A 15,411-nucleotide genomic window follows, 5' to 3' on the forward strand; every position below is an offset into this window, starting at 1 on the left:
GGACGATTGTGTCTGGGCCAAGGCTGACCGGGATCGCGCGTCATCGGTCCGCGGTCGGGCTGCAGCCGAACTGGGATCGGTAGCTGCGCGAGAAATGGGCCGCGCTGGCGAAGCCGCAGGCCGCCGCGATCTCGCCGATCCGGAGCGGGCTCTGCCGCAGCAGGCGCCGGCCATGGGCGAGGCGGATGGCCCGGTACTGGGCCGTGAAGCTCAAGCCCCGCTTCTCGATGAACAGCCGGTCGAGGTGGCGCTCGCTGATCGACACGAGGCGGGCCATGGCGCGGCGCCCGAGCGGCGCTTCGACCGTCTTCTCCATCGTCTCGATGACGGCGAGCAGGGCCGGGTGATGGACCCGGTACCGCTCCGCCGCGGAGGCGCGCTGGGGGTCGTCGGCCGCGCCCACGGCCGTGTGCAGGAACCAGTCCGACACCCGGCGCGCGAACGCCGCCCCCATGCGTTCGGCAATCAGCCCGTAGGCCATGTCGAGGGGCGCGACCCCGCCGCCGCAGGTCGGCCGGTCGGCATCCGCGACGTAGCGCGCGCGGGTCAGGCGCGCATCCGGAAACGCCTCGACCGTGGCTCCGGCATATTCCCAGTGGATCGTGAACGCGCGATTGCCCAGCAGCCCGGCCGCGGCCATCAGGTAGGGGCCGCCCGAGATCCCGCCGATGCGCACGCCGAACCGGGCCATCCGCCGCAGGGTCGCGTGGATCGCCGGCCTGTCCCAGCCAGCCGGTTCACCGCCCGCGCAGACGAACAGGGTGTGGAGACGGATGCGCGCGCGGGGCAGCGGCTCGGCGGGAATTGCGGCTCCGGAGGAGGACATGACCGGGCCTCCGCCCTCCCCGAAATAGCGCAGCCGGTATAGGGCCCGCCCGGCGAGGTCGTTGGCGGCCCGGAACGGCTCGCAGGCCGAGGCGAACGACAGCAGCGCGAAGCCGGGGACGAGGAGGAACCCGATCTCCTGCGGTCGCCCCCCGGAGGCCGGATCACCCTCCTCCGATATCAGCGGTCCAGTCTGGCTCATGCGTGCAAGAAATCGTCTCCTGTGGTCAAGCGCAACCAGCCAGGACGGGCATCCTGGGCCGCATCCACCGTTCTCCCGAGATCGCGCCCGCATGCCCGGCTCCGCAGCACCGCCCCCCGTCGCCGACCCGCACGACGGCACCCGCATGCCTGGGGAGGTCCGATGACCCGGCGGGTGGATGTCGCGGTGCTGGGATTGGGCGCGATGGGCAGCGCCGCCCTCTACCAGCTGGCCAAGCGCGGGGCCTCGGTCATCGGGATCGACCGCTACGCGCCGCCGCACGCCCTCGGGTCGAGCCACGGCGAGACGCGGATCACCCGCCAGGCCGTCGGCGAAGGGCGCGACTACGTCCCGTTCGTCACCGCCTCGCACCGCATCTGGCGCGAGCTTGAGGCCGCGACCGGCGAGACCCTGCTGAACGCCTGCGGCGCCCTCGTCATGGCGCCCGGCCACGGGGTCTCGTCCCACCACGGCAAGCCGGATTTCGTCGGCCGCTCGATCAGCGCGGCCGAGGGCGCGGGCATTGCCCACGAGGTGCTCGACGGCGCCGAGGTCGCCCGCCGCTTCCCGCAATTCCTGAACCTCGCAGGCGACGAGAAGGCCTATTACGAGCCGGGCGGCGGCTACGTGATCCCGGAGCGCTGCCTCGCGGCGCAGCTCGCCTGCGCGGCCGCGTCGGGCGCCGAGATCCGGACCGGCTGCGCAGTGCGGGCCTTGCGGCAGGACGGGGACGGGATCCGCGTGGAGACCGCCGACGGCGAGATCCGCGCCGACCGTGCGGTGGTCGCCGCCGGCGCCTGGACAACTCCGCTGCTCGGCCAGCCCTTCGACCGGCTGCTCACGATCCGCCGCCAGTTGCTGCACTGGTACGCCCTGGCGGACACGACCGCCTACGGCCCGCAGGCGCCGGTCTTCATCTGGATGTACGGGACGGGCGACACGGACTACCTCTACGGCTTCCCGCCGATGCCGGGGGAGCGCGCCCTCAAGGTCGCCACGGAGCAGTACGACACCAGCACCACCGCCGACGCCGTGGAGCGCCGGGTCGACCCGCTGGAATCGGCCGAGATGTACCGGATGCGGGTCGCGAACCGGCTGGCCGGCGCCACCCCGGAGGTCGTCCGGGCCGCGGCCTGCGTCTACACGGTGACCCCCGACCGCGGCTTCATCATCGATCGGCACCCCGCGATGGACCGGGTGCTCGTGGTCTCGGCCTGCTCGGGGCACGGCTTCAAGCATTCGGCCGGCATCGGCGAGGCGATCGCCGCAGATTTCGCCGGCGAGCCGCAGCCCATCGACCTCGCCCCGTTCGCCCTCGCACGCTTCGGTTGATCCGCCGGGCGTTGGCGCTGCACCTGTCCGAGAAAGGGCTAACCGTTACATCCTACGCCGGCTGGCGCAGCGCCGGCATCGCGCCGAAGCGGATGATCTCGTGGTGCATCCGGTCCAGGGGCAGGACCTTCATGGCCGCGCCGCGCTCGATCGCCTCCTTGGGCATGCCGAACACCACGCAGCTTTCCTCGTCCTGCGCCACCGTGAGCGCCCCGGCCCGGTGCATCTCCAAGAGGCCGTTGGCGCCGTCATCGCCCATGCCGGTCATCAGGATGCCGAGCGCGTTCGCGCCGGCACAGCGCGCGGCCGCGCGGAACAGCACATCCACGGAGGGCCGGTGGCGCGAGACCAGGGGGCCGTCCTTCACCGAGACGGTGTAGCGGTTGCCGGTCCGCTGCAGCAGGAGGTGGCGCCCCCCGGGGCGATCAGGGCCCGGCCGGGCAGCACGGCGTCCCCGTCCTCCGCCTCCTTCACCGCGATGGCGCAGGGGCCGTCGAGCCGCCTGGCGAAGGACGCGGTGAAATGCTCGGGCATGTGCTGGACGATCACCACCCCCGGGCAATCCGGCGGCAGCAGCTCCAGCACGTCGCGCAGCGATTCCGTGCCCCCCGTCGAGGCGCCGATGCAGACGATCCGGTCCGTCTCGGCCACGGCCCGGTTGAGGCTGGGGGCTGGCAGCACGGCGTCGGCCGTCAGCTTCTTCTCGATGCGGCGGGGCTCCGGCCGGCTCGGACGCGGCTTCGCCCGGGCGGCGGCCCGGACCGCGTCGGAGGCTCGCACCGAGGAACCGGTATCCACCGCGTCGGAGGGCGCTCTCAGATCGACTTCGGATCACACGTCGAGCGTGGTCTCCCGCTCCCAGGCGGTGAAATGGTCGCAGTAGCTGTTCCACTCGCCCTGTTTCAGCTTGAGGTAGGCGGACGAGAAGGCGCTCCCCAGATTCGTCCGCAACGCCTCATCGGCCTCGAAGGCGCGCAGGGCGTCCAGCAGGTTGAGCGGCAGGCGTGGGGCGTCGGCGACCGTGTGGCCGTCCCGGTACATGTCGATGTCGCTGTGCGGCCCGGGATCGGCGGCGTTCGCCAGCCCGTCGAGGCCCGCCGCCAGGATCGCCGCCTGGAGCAGGTAGGGGTTGGCCGCGCCGTCGGGCAGGCGCAGCTCGAACCGGCCCGGGCCGGGCACCCGGACCATGTGGGTGCGGTTGTTGCCGGTCCAGGTCACGGCGTTCGGCGCCCAGGTCGCCCCCGAGATCGTGCGCGGCGCGTTGATGCGCTTATAGGAATTGACCGTCGGGTTGGTGATCGCGGCCAGCGCGGGCGCGTGCCGCATGATCCCGCCCAGGAAATGCCGGCCCCGGGCCGACAGGCCGAACGGCATCTCGGGATCCGCGAAGGCGTTCTCGGTGCCGGCATTGTTCCACACCGAGACGTGGCAGTGGCAGCCGTTGCCGGTGAGCCCCGGGAACGGCTTCGGCATGAAGGTCGCCCGCAGGCCGTGCCGCTCGGCGACCGACCGGACCATGAACTTGAAGAAGGCGTGCTTGTCGGCGGTGGCCAGCGTGTCGTCGTACTCCCAGTTCATCTCGAACTGGCCGTTCGCGTCCTCATGGTCGTTCTGGTAGGGCTTCCAGCCCAAAGCCAGCATGTGGTCGCAGATTTCGGCGATCACGTCGTAGCGGCGCATCAGCGCCTGCTGGTCGTAGCAGGACTTCTCCGCCCGGTCGTGGTGATCGGAGATCGCCGCCCCGTCCGGGCTCAGCAGGAAGAACTCCGCCTCGACGCCGGTCTTGACCCGCAAGCCCTCGGCGGCGGCCCGCGCCACGAGCTGCTTCAGCACCACCCGGGGCGCCTGATCGACGGGGGCGTCCGCCATGGTGCAGTCGGCTGCCACCCAGGCGACGTCCGGCTTCCAGGGCAGGCGGATCACCGAGGCGGCGTCCGGCATCGCGAACAGGTCGGGATGGGCCGGGGTGAGGTCGAGCCAGGTGGCGAAGCCGGCAAAGCCGGCGCCGTCGCGCTGCATGGCGCCGATCGCCTGCGCGGGCACCAGCTTGGCGCGCTGGCAGCCGAACAGGTCCGTGTAGGAGATCATGAAGTACCGCACGCCGTGCTCGGCGGCGTAGGCGGAAAGGTCGGTCGTCACGGCAGCCCCCTGAGCGCGGATCGGTTGGGGACCGGCCGCGCCCGAACCGGCGCGACCGGCGGGGTTGAAGGGCCTAGAAGCCCGCTTTGCCCGGGTACCAGTCGGTCCCGGCCAGCGGCACGCGGGCCATGGCGGCGGCCTCCAGGGTCAGCGCCACGAGGTCCTCGGGCTCCAGATTGTGCAGGTGGTTGTGGCCGCAGGCGCGCGCGATCGTCTGCGCCTCCAGGGTCATGACCTTCAGGTAGTTGGCGAGCTTCCGGCCGGCGCGCACCGGGTCGAGGCGGGCCGCCAGTTCGGGATCCTGCGTGGTGATGCCCGCGGGGTCGCGGCCCTCGTGCCAGTCGTCGTAGGCGCCCGCGGTGGAGCCGAGCTTGCGGTACTCCTCCTCGTAGGCCGGGTCGTTGTCGCCGATGGCGACGAGCGCCGCGGTACCGATCGAGACTGCGTCGGCCCCCAGCGCGATCGCCTTGGCGACGTCGGCGCCCGAGCGGATGCCGCCGGAGATCACGAGTTGCACGCTCCGGTGCAGGCCGAGATCCTGCAGCGCCTGCACGGCGGGCCGGATGCAGGCCAGCGTCGGCTGGCCGACATGCTCGATGAACACGTCCTGGGTCGCCGCCGTGCCGCCCTGCATGCCGTCGAGCACGACGACGTCGGCGCCGGCCTTCGCGGCGAGCGCGGTATCGTAATAGGGCCGCGCGCCGCCGACCTTCACGTAGATCGGCTTTTCCCAGTCGGTGATCTCGCGCAACTCGCCGATCTTGATCTCGAGGTCGTCCGGTCCGGTCCAGTCCGGGTGGCGGCAGGCGGAGCGCTGGTCGATGCCCTGGGGCAGATCGCGCATGGCGGCGACGCGGTCGGAGATCTTCTGGCCGAGCAGCATGCCGCCGCCGCCGGGCTTGGCGCCCTGGCCGACCACCACCTCGATGGCATCGGCGCGCCGGAGGTCGCGCGGGTTCATGCCGTAGCGGGAGGGCAGGTACTGGTAGACGAGGATCTCGGAATGGCCGCGCTCCTCATCGGTCATGCCGCCGTCGCCGGTGGTGGTGGAGGTGCCGGCCAGGCTCGCGCCGCGGCCCAGCGCCTCCTTGGCGTTGGCGGAGAGGGATCCGAAGCTCATGCCGGCGATGGTGATCGGGATCTTCAACGCGATCGGCTTCTTCGCAAAGCGTGTGCCGAGGGTGACGCCGGTCCCGCAGGTTTCCCGGTAGCCCTCCAGGGGATAGCGCGACATCGAGGCGCCGAGGAACAGCAGGTCGTCGAGATGCGGGAGCTTGCGCTTCGTGCCGCCGCCGCGGATGTCGTAGATGCCGGTGGCCGCGGCCCGGCGGATCTCCGCCAGGGTGTGGTCGTCGAAGGTCGCCGACTTGCGCGGCGGCATCGGCGGGTTCTGGTAGGTCATGCCCGGTCTCCCGCTCAGTAGGCGTCGGCGTTGTCGACGTTGAAGCTGTAGAGCGTGCGGGCCGAGCCGTAGCGCCGGAACGCCTCGGGCCGCACGTCCGTGACCCCGGCCCGGTCGAGCAGGGCCGCGAGGTGCTCCACGTGCTCGGGGCGCATCGGCTTCTCGATGCAGTCGGCGCCGAGGCTCTTCACGCTGCCGCGGACGAACAGCTTCGCCTCGTAGAGCGAGTCCCCCAGAGCCTCGCCGGCATCGCCCAGCACCACCAGGGAGCCGGACTGGCCCATGAAGGCCGACATGTGCCCGATCGAGCCGTGCACGACGATGTCGATCCCCTTCATGGAGATGCCACAGCGCGAGGCCGCGTTGCCCTTGATGACGAGGAGGCCGCCGCGCCCGGTGGCGCCGGCATATTGCGAGGCGTCGCCCTCGATCACGACGGTGCCGGACATCATGTTCTCGGCGACGCCGGGGCCCGCCGAGCCCTGCACCGTAACGGTGCCGCCGTCGTTCATGCCGGCGCAGTAATAGCCGACCGAGCCGCGCACCGTGACGCTGACGGGCCCGTCGATCCCGACTGCCACCGCGTGCTGGCCCCGCGGGTTCAGCACCTCGAAGGCGGTGTCGTTGGCGCCCGGAGCGACGCCGTGGAGGGCCTGGTTCAGGGCGCGCAGGGGCGTCGCCGCCAGATCGAAGACGGGCATGGGCGAGATCTGTGGACGAGATCCGTGATGGGCGGGAAGCGGGGCGGCTCAGGCGGCCTGCCGCTGGTCCCAGAAGTAGACGGTCGCCGGCTCGGGCTCCCAAACGCGCGCGGATTCGATCCCCGGCAGGCCCACGAGCGCCCGGTATTCCGAGCCGAAGGCGACGTAGCGCTCGGTCTCGGCCATGATCGCCGGCTTGCAGGCGATCGGATCGCGCAGCACCCCGAAGCCGGAGCGTGTGCCGACCACGAAGGTGAAGAACCCGTCGAGATCCTCGAGCGCCCCAGCGAGCGCCGCGCCGAGGTCCCGGCCCTGCGCCATCACGGTGGTGAGATAGGCGGCAGCGACCTCGGAATCGTTCTGGGTCTCGAACACCATGCCGTCGCGGGCGAGGCTCCGGCGCAGGTTGTTGTGGTTCGACAGCGAGCCGTTATGGACGAGGCACTGGTCGGCGCCCGTGGAGAACGGGTGCGCGCCCATCGTGGTCACGGCCGATTCCGTTGCCATCCGGGTGTGGCCGATGCCGTGGGTGCCCGCCATTCCGGCGATGCCGAAGCGTGCGACCACGTCTTTCGGCAGGCCGACCTCCTTGTAGATCTCGACGCTCTCGCCCGCGCCCATCACACGCAGATCGGGCGAAAGGCCCTTCAGCGCGCTCCGCGTCGCTGCGAGGCGGTCGGTCGCCACGGTGATCACCGCGTGCGAGCTCTTCACCGTCACCCGCGCCGAGCCGCCGGACACCTCCGCGAGGCGCTGCTCCAGGGCGGGGAAATCCACCAGGGCCTGAGCCGATTGCACGGTGATCTTCGACTGGCCGGGCGTCGGCGACCCGTAGATCGCCAAGCCCGCCGAATCCGGCCCGCGATCCGTCATGGTCACGAGCATGTCGGCGAGCAGCGCACCGAGCTGCGGCTCCAGGGCCGGGTCCTTCAGGAACAATCCGACGATGCCGCACATGGCACCACCTCCGTTTCGGGTACGCCCGGAGCATAGGCGGCCCTCACCGCTGAAATCAACCAGCAAGAAATAAAATTTCTTCTCAGGAACGCGGTGCGGTCGCTCAGTCGAGACTGGCCGCCTGCGGATAGGCGATGATCGACAGGTAGCGGGCCGGCAGCACGAGCAGTTCCGACGGCCCGTGCGGGGCGTCGGCGTCGAAGAACAGGCTGTCGCCCGGCCGCATGTGAAAGTGCCGGTTGCCGTGCCGGTACAGCACCTCGCCCTCGAGCATGTAGAGGAACTCCAGGCCCGCGTGCTGGAAGGTCGGGAACACGTCCGAATCGGTGGTGAGCGTGATCAGGTACGGCTCGACCGTGACCCCGCTGGTATTCTCGTGGATGTGCCCGAGCAGGTTGTACTGGTGCCCCGCCCGTGTTCCGCGCCGCTCCAGCTCGATCCCCTCGCCGGCCTTGACGAAGACCGCGTTGCGGACCTCCTCGTAGCGCCGGAAGAAACCGGTGATCGGCATGCCGAGCGCCTGCGCGAGCGCCTGCAGCGTCGTCAGCGACGGCGAGATGTTGCCGTTCTCGATCTTCGACAGCATGCCGGGCGACAGGCCGGTGGCGGCGGCGAGGTCGGCGGAGGTGAGGCCCAGCTGCTTCCGGCGCTCCCGCACCGCGTGGCCGATCGCCCGTTCGAGGTTGTTCTCGCGCGGCTCGCGGACGGCGTGCGGATCCTGCGACAGGAGGGGTTCCCCCGCCCGCCCCGCCGCCCGGTTCGAAGAGCCTGACGGCATGGCGGGTCCTCTCCTCAGCCGATCGCGGGCTCCGGCCGCGCGGACTTCGGGGCGCCCTGCCGCGGCGTCCCGTGTCTGTCAACCTTGAGGTCGCGACGCTGGGCTTCTCCATCGATGCCGCGATCTCCAAGCTGCACCTGGAGGTCGCCGTGGTGCTGATCGTCGCCACGGCGCTCCTGACCGCGCTGGTCGATGCCCTGTCCCGGGCCCTGCGCCTCACCGATCTGCCGACACGGCTGTCCAGATCCCTGCCCGGATCCCGGGTTTCCAAAGGGCTTCAGCCCTCTGGCGGGGTTCGGGGGCGGAGCCCCTGAGGTTCGGGCCGTGCCCGACACCGGACAAAGTCCGGCACCAGGGCTCTGCCCTGGACCCGCGAAAGGGCTCGCCCTTTCGAAACCACAACGGGATGCACCGCGCGGGAGCGCGCCCTACGCCTTCGGGAGCGTCGGCGCCGGCGGGCTCACGAGGCTGTCGCGGCGCAGGCCGACGCCGCTGGTCCCCTGCGCCATCATGGCCCGCAGCAGGGCCTCCATCTGGTCGGTGGCCGCCTCGACCGCGAGCCCGTCCTGCCGGATGTTCGAGATGCAGTTGCGCCGGGAATCCGGCAAGCCCGGTTCCGGCGCGAAGGTGATGTAGCAGCCGAGGCTGTCGGAGGCGGACAGGCCCGGCCGCTCGCCGATCAGCACGACGACGCAGCGCGCCTTCAGGCGGGCGCCGATCGGATCGCCGATCGCGACCCGGCCCTGCTGCACCACCGCGACGGGGGCAAGGCTCCAGCCGGCTTGGGCCGCCCGCGCGGCGAGCGCGGCGGCGGTCGGCACCGCGTTGAGCGCGACCGCCGTGGCCGAGAGCCCGTCGGCGATCACCAGGGCGACGTCGAAGCCCTGGCCGAGCCCGTCGAGGGCCCCCTCCGAATCCGGGTGCAGCGTGCGGCCCCGGTCCGGCCGGCGCAGGTATTCCGCCCGGTCGGCGACATTGGCGCAGAGTTCGACCGATTCGAGCCCCTCGGCCCGCAGGGCCTCGCGGATCGCCTCGGCGTCGAGGGGCGTCCAGACCGCCTCGCGGGCCCGGGCATGGTCCAGCCCGAAAGCGAGAGCCGCCCCGGTCGGCAGGCCGGCGCCGTGGGCGCCCAGCGCGATGCGGGCCTGCGTCAGCGCGCGCAGGTCGCGCAGCGATGGGGGTCCGGCGCGTTTGGGCTCCGTGGGCGCGCTCATGCCGCCCGCCCCGGCAGGAGGCGCGACGCCTCGGCCAGAGCCGGTGGCAATTCGCCCGGCGCGTTGGCGAGCCGGCCCTGCACGTCCGTGATGCGGACCTCGCGCAGCCACGCTTCGAATTCCGGGGCCGGCGGGCGGCCCAGGGTCTCGCGGGCGAAGACCGCATCGTGGTGGGAGAGGGACTGGTAGTTCAGCATCACATCGTCCGCCCCCGGCACCGTGATGACGAAGTTGACGCCCGCCGCGCAGAGCAGGGTCAGCAGGGCGTCCATGTCCTCGCCGTCGGCATCGGCGTGGTTGGTGTAGCAGACGTCCACCCCCATCGGCAGGCCGAGCAGCTTGCCGCAGAAATGGTCCTCCAGCCCGGCCCGGATGATCTGCTTGCCGTTGTAGAGATACTCCGGCCCGATGAAGCCCACGACCGTGTTGACGAGGAGCGGATCGAATTCCCGTGCCACCGCGTAGGCGCGGGCCTCAATGGTCTGCTGGTCGACGCCCCAATGGGCATCGGCCGAGAGGGCCGAGCCCTGGCCGGTCTCGAAGTACATGAACTGCCCACCCTCCGGGCAGCGGCCGAGTGCGCGGGCCGCCTCGGAGGCCTCGCGCAGCACGGCGAGATCGACGCCGAAGCCGGCATTGGCCTTCTGCGAGCCCGCCACCGACTGGAACACGAGATCCACCGGCGCGCCCTTCGCCATCGCGTCGATCGCCACCGTGACGTGGCCGAGGCAGCAATGCTGGGTCGGCACGTTCAGGCGCAGGCGCAGGGTCTCCAAAAGCTCGACGATGCGGATGTAGTCCGGCAGCGAATCCGTGGCCGGATTCACCCCGATCACCGCGTCGCCCGAGCCCATCAGCAGGCCGTCCAGGGCCGAGATCAGGATGCCGGCCGAGGAATCGGTCGGGTGGTTCGGCTGGTTGCGAGTCGCGAGCCGGCCGGGCAGGCCGATCGTCGAGCGGAAGCGCGTCACCACCGGCCGCTTGGCGGCGATCGCCACGAGATCCTGCAGCCGGCAGATTTTTGAGACGGCCGCCACCATCTCGGGCGTCAAACCGGGGGCGAGGGCCACCAGCGCCGCCGCATCGGCCGCCGGGGAGAGGAGCCATTCCCGAAAAGCGCCCACCGTCAGCGCCGCCACCGGCGCGAAGGCTTGTCCGTCGTGCCGGCGGGCGATGAGGTCCGAGACCTCGTCCTTCTCCGAGGGGATCAGCTCCTCGGCCAGGAAGGTCTTCAGCGGCAGGTCGGCCAGGGCGATCTGCGCCGCCAGCCGTTCCACCGGACCCTCGGCGCAGAGCCCGGCGAGCTGGTCGCCGGACCGCTCCGGCGTCGCCTTGGCCAGCAGGCTGCGCAGATCGGGAAAGGTGAAGCGCGTGCCTTCGATCGTCGTCGCGTATGCCATGGCCGGCGCTCCGGGCGAGCTGTTCGGTGTCAGGTATACCGGTCCGGCCCGATTGCGAGGGCCGTCGCGCGTCATCAGCGGGGTCAAAGTCCGCATACTGACCCTGCCCCAGCGAACGGGTCCGCGCTGAGCGCAAGTTTTTCGGGCATCCTGAGCCCTGAAGGTGGGAGGATGCCATGCCCCGCAAACGCTTCGCGAACGAACAGATCGCCTTCGCCCTGCGACAGGCGCAGAACGGCGCGACGGTGGACGAGATCTGCCGGAAGATGGGTGTATCCGAGCCGACCTTTTATCGCTGGAAGAAGCAGTTCGTCGGCATGGGCGTGCCGGAGATCCGACGGCTCAAGCAACTGGAGGACGAGAACAGCAAGCTCAAGCGGCTGGTCGCCGACCTGACGCTGGACCGCTCCATGCGTGCCGAGACGTCCTCAAACGAAAGCGGTTAGGCCTGCCGCTCGCCGTGAGGTCGCTGGTCACCTGCAGGTGGCTTATGGGATCAGCGAGCGTTGGGCCTGTCTGGCTACCGGGCTCGGCCGTTCGTCCCAGCGCTACAGGAAGCGCTCGGACCCTCAGGCCGCGTGCGGATGCGGTGAAGGAGTTGGCTGTCGCACGGGTGCGCTACGGCTACCGGCGGCTGCACATCCTGTTACGACGGGAGGGCTGGGCCGTGAACCATAAGCGCACCTACCGGATCTACCGCGACGAGGGGCTGTCGATCCGGTCCAAGCGGCCCAAGCGCAAGCGAGCCTGGCGCTATCGCCAGGGACGACCGGCGATCGGTGGACCCAACGAGGTCTGGGCCACGGACTTCATGTCCGACCGCCTGTCCCACGGGCGCCCGTTCCGGATCCTGACGGTCGTCGATTGCCACACGCGAGAGGCGCTCTCACTGACACCGAGAGCCAACTTCCGCGCCTTCCAGGTGACCGAGGCTCTGGACGCCTTGGTCCGGCTGCGAGGTCGACCCAAGAGCTTACGGGTGGACAACGGGCCGGAGGTCGCCGGGCGCATGCTCGACCAATGGGCCTACCCGAACGGGGGCGAGATCGACTTCTTCCGACCGGGCAAGCCGACCGACAACGCCTATATCGAGTCGTTCAACGGCCGTCTTCGAGCGGAGTGCTTGAACGCCTCGTGGTTCCTGTCGCTGGCTGATGCCCGTGAGCGCATCGAGGACTGGAGGTGCCACGACAACGAAGATCGACCTCACACGGCCCTGGGCGGCTCGACGCCCCGAGCCTTCGCCAAGCAAGCTGTCACAGCCCGAGAACTTGCATAGGCCGTGGATCACAAACGGGGTCAACTCCAAGATGCCCATGAACTGACCCTCGGTGTGGACCAGTTTGGTGGGTCAGGGTCACATCGTGCAGGCCATAACCCGTTCTTGTTTAGAAATCGTTAATCATTTCATCGCCAAACTCAGAATGTGCATATCGTTGACCGACCATTACGCTCACGACCGCCAATAGAACAGCGATCGACCTTCGCCACAGGTCACTCACAGGCTGATGGCGCGGTTCGGCATCCAGAACGCGGGTCTGCGTCCCGCGATCGAGGCGGCGGTCTGAGGCGGCCCACATCGTGGCCGCGCGGAACGAAGTCTACGACGGCTGCCGGCCGGCGCTGTAGTATTGATCGAGAGTGTTTTTGGGTGGCAGTGCGTCAGGTCCCGTCCTCATCGATGCCCAGGCACATCGTCAGGTTCGCTGAAGATAAGCAATCAATAGAAATACTATAGAACGAACGGCATGATTGCGCCATGGTCGCGTCCTTTCATGCCAGTATGGCATGACCCGATCACCGGATCCGGAAAAGACCAATGACTGTTCAATCCGCGGTGCGCGCTGCTGATATCGTAGGCAAGCTCGGCGTCAACACTCATATTATTTATAACGATGGTCAGTATGCAAATATCGCTCAGGATTTAAGCGATGTCCAATATCTTGGAATAAGAAACCTTCGCGACGCGGCGCCGAACGCGGCGACAGCGGGGCAGGACGCAGCTATAGCGGGGCAGAACAATCTTGCCGCTGCCGCGCAGGCCGGAATGAAGTTCGACTTCATCGTGCAAGGCTCGGTCAATCCCGTAGATGCTGTCAAACAGATCCACGCGTTCGTCGTTGCTCACCCCGGCTCGGTCACCGGGATCGAGGGGCCGAATGAGGTGAACAACTTCCCGGTAACGTATCATGGCCTGACCGGGACTGCGGCCGCTCAAGCTTATCAGCAGGACCTCTATACTGCCGTGAAGGCCGATCCGATCCTTAAAGACATACCCGTACTAAGCTTCACTGATTTCCCTGCCCCGAAAACCGCCTCGGATATGAACAATATCCATCTCTATAACAAAATTGGCGGTCAGCCTGGCGGTGATATCAGTGGCGCCGACGCCTCTGTTTTGTCCATCGACCCCGGAAAACCAATTGCAATTACAGAGCTGGGCTATCAAACCTCGATCACGGCGGGAATAGCCAATAAATGGGAAGGAGTCGATGAAAATACTCAGGCCAAGCTGATTCTGAACAGTGTTTTGGACGCCGCACAGCTTGGTCCGTCTAAAATATATCTTTATCAACTACTTGATGCCTATTCAGATCCACAAAATACGAATATCGAGAATCATTTTGGCCTTTTCCATCTAGACAACACGCCGAAACCTGCCGCGACGGCGTTGCATAATTTGACAACAATCCTCAGCGATCCGGGATCGAACGCATCACAATTCAATCCCGGAGGACTCGTCTATTCGCTGAGTGGGATGCCGAGTTCAGCGAATAGTCTCCTCATGCAAAAATCTGACAGCTCCTACCAGATCGTGCTCTGGAACGAGCCTGATATTTGGAATGAGCAGACACATCAGCCGATATCCGCAGTATCAAGCCCAATCACAGTCCAATTGGACCAAACCTTTTCGACCGTGCAGGTCTTTGATCCGGTGGGTGGCACGACTCCTGTGCAGATTTTGCACGATGTATCCAGCGTTTCTCTGTCCGTCGCAGACCATCCGTTCATCATTCAGGTGTCTGGCGCGACCGGATCCAGCACAAACGCGCCGGGCACCAGTGCTCCAGTGGCGACCACGGTGGGCACCGGCCCGGACAAGCTGGTGCTGAAGCTCAGCGAGGACGCCTACAAGGGCGACGCGCAGTACACGGTCTCGGTCGACGGCCAGCAGGTCGGCGGGACCCTGACCGCGCACGCCGCCCACGTCGCCGGCTCGACCGCGCTGGACGATACGCTCACCGTGCAGGGCAACTTCGGCGCCGGGCCGCACACGGTCAGCCTCAACTTCCTCAACGACGCCTATGACGGCCCGGGCAACGACCGCAACCTGTACGTGGATGCGGCCAGCTACAACGGCGCCGCCGTCGCCAACAGCGGCCTGACCTTCCTCAACCCCGGGCCCCAGCAGTTCGCCGTCCCGGGAACGAACACGGGCACTGGCGCGTCGGGCGTAGCCACCACAAGTGCCATTACGCAGACGGGTGCGGCTGCCGCCCTGGCTGCTCCGACCGTCGCGCTCACGCACGACACAGGAACAGGCGGCACTCATATTACCAACGACGGTCTGATCACCTATACGCCGTCCGTGAGCGGGGACACGTTGCATTACAGGCTCGACAATGGGGCGTTCACCACAACGGCGCCGATCCTAGCCACCGACGGCAGCTCGGACGGCCAGCATACGGTTACCGTCCACGAAACGACCGCGGCTGGTCTGACGGTGGCCGACGCCAGCCTGATCTTTACCCTCGATACGCATCACTTGACGGGCGGCGTTCACACGATGTGAGGCGCAGCGTGGGCTGGGTAGGATTATTGGGCGAAGGACGAATTGCCGGTGCTGGTTCGGCTGCCTGAGCGGAAATCGGGCATTGGCATAGCGCCCCATGCGGTTCGGTCGCGGTATTCACGCTGATCCATACCCGACCGGTCCCACGCTCCTCTAAGCCCCACGGTCGATCGATTCTGCGGGTGCGATTTAGGGCCTCCCCCGCGGTCGCAACCTCGGTCGGCAATTTCAGGCCCTTGCACCGTCGCGGTTGAGTCACAGCGAAGGACAACGCCTGATCGTCGGTTACCGTCGCATGCCAGGAGACCGATCGGCATCGCCTCTGATCACAAATATTCGTGAAACTGCGCAATAATTCCGGCCCGATATTGACTTGGAAGCGTTCATCAAAAGCGCGTGGATCGATGCCTATTGATGTTCGCGGCCCATCATCCCCAAGAAATCCGATCGTCACGCCGGTCAGTTGAGCTATCGTAGAGCTCAGCACGGACTGTTTAAGTCGCCTGCCCCATCCAGTGGCCCGGGTTTGAAATTAGGGCCTGGTCAAGCAGTGGGCCTCGTCTCCAGGCATCCTCCTGGAAACCGCGATCGAGGCCGCCAACAGGCACGCCAAAGTCAAGGCTTTGGACGGCGCAGCGTGGGCTCGATAAGGGCATGGAATGCTATGA

11 protein-coding genes and 2 pseudogenes are annotated in these 15,411 nt (G+C 68.2%); 4 read left to right on the top strand and 9 right to left on the bottom strand.

Features of this window, described 5'->3' with window-relative positions; translation table 11 throughout:
- Nucleotides 1–40: 40 nt before the first annotated feature.
- Nucleotides 41–1,027 (bottom strand): GlxA family transcriptional regulator, encoded by a 987-nt coding sequence (locus OXS27_RS23285; protein ID WP_267358965.1) that lies wholly within the window; start codon nt 1,025–1,027, stop codon nt 41–43.
- 162 nt (nt 1,028–1,189) lie between these two features.
- On the opposite strand from OXS27_RS23285, the gene solA reads away from it, so the two are divergent.
- Complete coding sequence (gene solA, locus OXS27_RS23290; protein ID WP_243926258.1) at nt 1,190–2,359, top strand: N-methyl-L-tryptophan oxidase; 1,170 nt, start codon at nt 1,190–1,192, stop codon at nt 2,357–2,359.
- 52 nt (nt 2,360–2,411) lie between these two features.
- On the opposite strand, the pseudogene OXS27_RS23295 reads toward solA, so the two are convergent.
- The 6 genes and pseudogenes from OXS27_RS23295 to OXS27_RS23320 form a co-directional block, all read right to left on the bottom strand.
- A pseudogene (locus OXS27_RS23295) lies at nt 2,412–3,145 on the bottom strand (chemotaxis protein CheB); the annotation flags it as partial.
- A gap of 45 nt (nt 3,146–3,190) precedes the next feature.
- Nucleotides 3,191–4,498: a type III glutamate--ammonia ligase gene (glnT, locus tag OXS27_RS23300; protein WP_267358967.1), complete on the bottom strand. Its 1,308-nt coding sequence runs from the start codon at nt 4,496–4,498 to the stop codon at nt 3,191–3,193.
- Nucleotides 4,499–4,571: 73 nt separating this feature from the next.
- Nucleotides 4,572–5,900, bottom strand: a complete 1,329-nt coding sequence (locus OXS27_RS23305) for an FMN-binding glutamate synthase family protein (protein WP_243926255.1) — start codon at nt 5,898–5,900, stop codon at nt 4,572–4,574.
- A gap of 14 nt (nt 5,901–5,914) precedes the next feature.
- A complete protein-coding gene (locus OXS27_RS23310) occupies nt 5,915–6,601 on the bottom strand; it encodes a GXGXG domain-containing protein (protein WP_267358969.1) in 687 nt (228 codons plus the stop codon).
- Between the two features lie 48 nt (nt 6,602–6,649).
- The gene (locus tag OXS27_RS23315; protein WP_267358971.1) at nt 6,650–7,558 is read right to left on the bottom strand and encodes a glutamine amidotransferase family protein; all 909 of its coding nucleotides are present in this window, start codon (nt 7,556–7,558) and stop codon (nt 6,650–6,652) included.
- Nucleotides 7,559–7,661: 103 nt separating this feature from the next.
- A complete protein-coding gene (locus tag OXS27_RS23320; RefSeq protein ID WP_267358973.1) occupies nt 7,662–8,336 on the bottom strand; it encodes a helix-turn-helix domain-containing protein in 675 nt (224 codons plus the stop codon).
- A 71-nt stretch (nt 8,337–8,407) separates the two neighbouring features.
- Between OXS27_RS23320 and OXS27_RS23325 the strand changes: the two genes are divergently transcribed.
- A complete protein-coding gene (locus OXS27_RS23325) occupies nt 8,408–8,650 on the top strand; it encodes a hypothetical protein (RefSeq protein ID WP_267358975.1) in 243 nt (80 codons plus the stop codon).
- A 114-nt stretch (nt 8,651–8,764) separates the two neighbouring features.
- Here the strand turns inward: OXS27_RS23325 and eutC are convergent, their stop codons facing one another.
- A complete protein-coding gene (gene eutC / locus OXS27_RS23330) occupies nt 8,765–9,550 on the bottom strand; it encodes an ethanolamine ammonia-lyase subunit EutC (RefSeq protein ID WP_267358977.1) in 786 nt (261 codons plus the stop codon).
- Complete coding sequence (locus tag OXS27_RS23335; RefSeq protein ID WP_267358978.1) at nt 9,547–10,950, bottom strand: ethanolamine ammonia-lyase subunit EutB; 1,404 nt, start codon at nt 10,948–10,950, stop codon at nt 9,547–9,549. The genes eutC and OXS27_RS23335 overlap by 4 nt, the downstream gene beginning before the upstream one ends.
- Before the next feature lie 176 nt (nt 10,951–11,126).
- Here OXS27_RS23335 and OXS27_RS23340 point away from each other — a divergent pair.
- Nucleotides 11,127–12,229, top strand: a pseudogene (locus tag OXS27_RS23340) (IS3 family transposase).
- A 540-nt stretch (nt 12,230–12,769) separates the two neighbouring features.
- Nucleotides 12,770–14,743, top strand: coding sequence for a carbohydrate-binding domain-containing protein (locus OXS27_RS23345; RefSeq protein WP_267358980.1), 1,974 nt, complete (start codon nt 12,770–12,772; stop codon nt 14,741–14,743).
- The last annotated feature ends 668 nt before the right edge of the window (nt 14,744–15,411 follow it).

This window comes from Methylobacterium sp. GC_Met_3, from assembly GCF_026540775.1.
In the GTDB taxonomy this organism is placed as follows: Bacteria; Pseudomonadota; Alphaproteobacteria; order Rhizobiales; family Beijerinckiaceae; genus Methylobacterium.

Excerpts from the sequence above, each read along its gene's own strand:
- OXS27_RS23285 (WP_267358965.1), bottom strand. The coding sequence starts at position 1,027 with ATGAGCCAGACTGGACCGCTGATATCGGAGGAGGGTGATCCGGCCTCC.
- solA (WP_243926258.1), top strand. The coding sequence starts at position 1,190 with ATGACCCGGCGGGTGGATGTCGCGGTGCTGGGATTGGGCGCGATGGGC.
- OXS27_RS23305 (WP_243926255.1), bottom strand. The coding sequence starts at position 5,900 with ATGACCTACCAGAACCCGCCGATGCCGCCGCGCAAGTCGGCGACCTTC.
- OXS27_RS23310 (WP_267358969.1), bottom strand. The coding sequence starts at position 6,601 with ATGCCCGTCTTCGATCTGGCGGCGACGCCCCTGCGCGCCCTGAACCAG.
- OXS27_RS23315 (WP_267358971.1), bottom strand. The coding sequence starts at position 7,558 with ATGTGCGGCATCGTCGGATTGTTCCTGAAGGACCCGGCCCTGGAGCCG.
- OXS27_RS23320 (WP_267358973.1), bottom strand. The coding sequence starts at position 8,336 with ATGCCGTCAGGCTCTTCGAACCGGGCGGCGGGGCGGGCGGGGGAACCC.
- eutC (WP_267358977.1), bottom strand. The coding sequence starts at position 9,550 with ATGAGCGCGCCCACGGAGCCCAAACGCGCCGGACCCCCATCGCTGCGC.
- OXS27_RS23335 (WP_267358978.1), bottom strand. The coding sequence starts at position 10,950 with ATGGCATACGCGACGACGATCGAAGGCACGCGCTTCACCTTTCCCGAT.
- OXS27_RS23345 (WP_267358980.1), top strand. The coding sequence starts at position 12,770 with ATGACTGTTCAATCCGCGGTGCGCGCTGCTGATATCGTAGGCAAGCTC.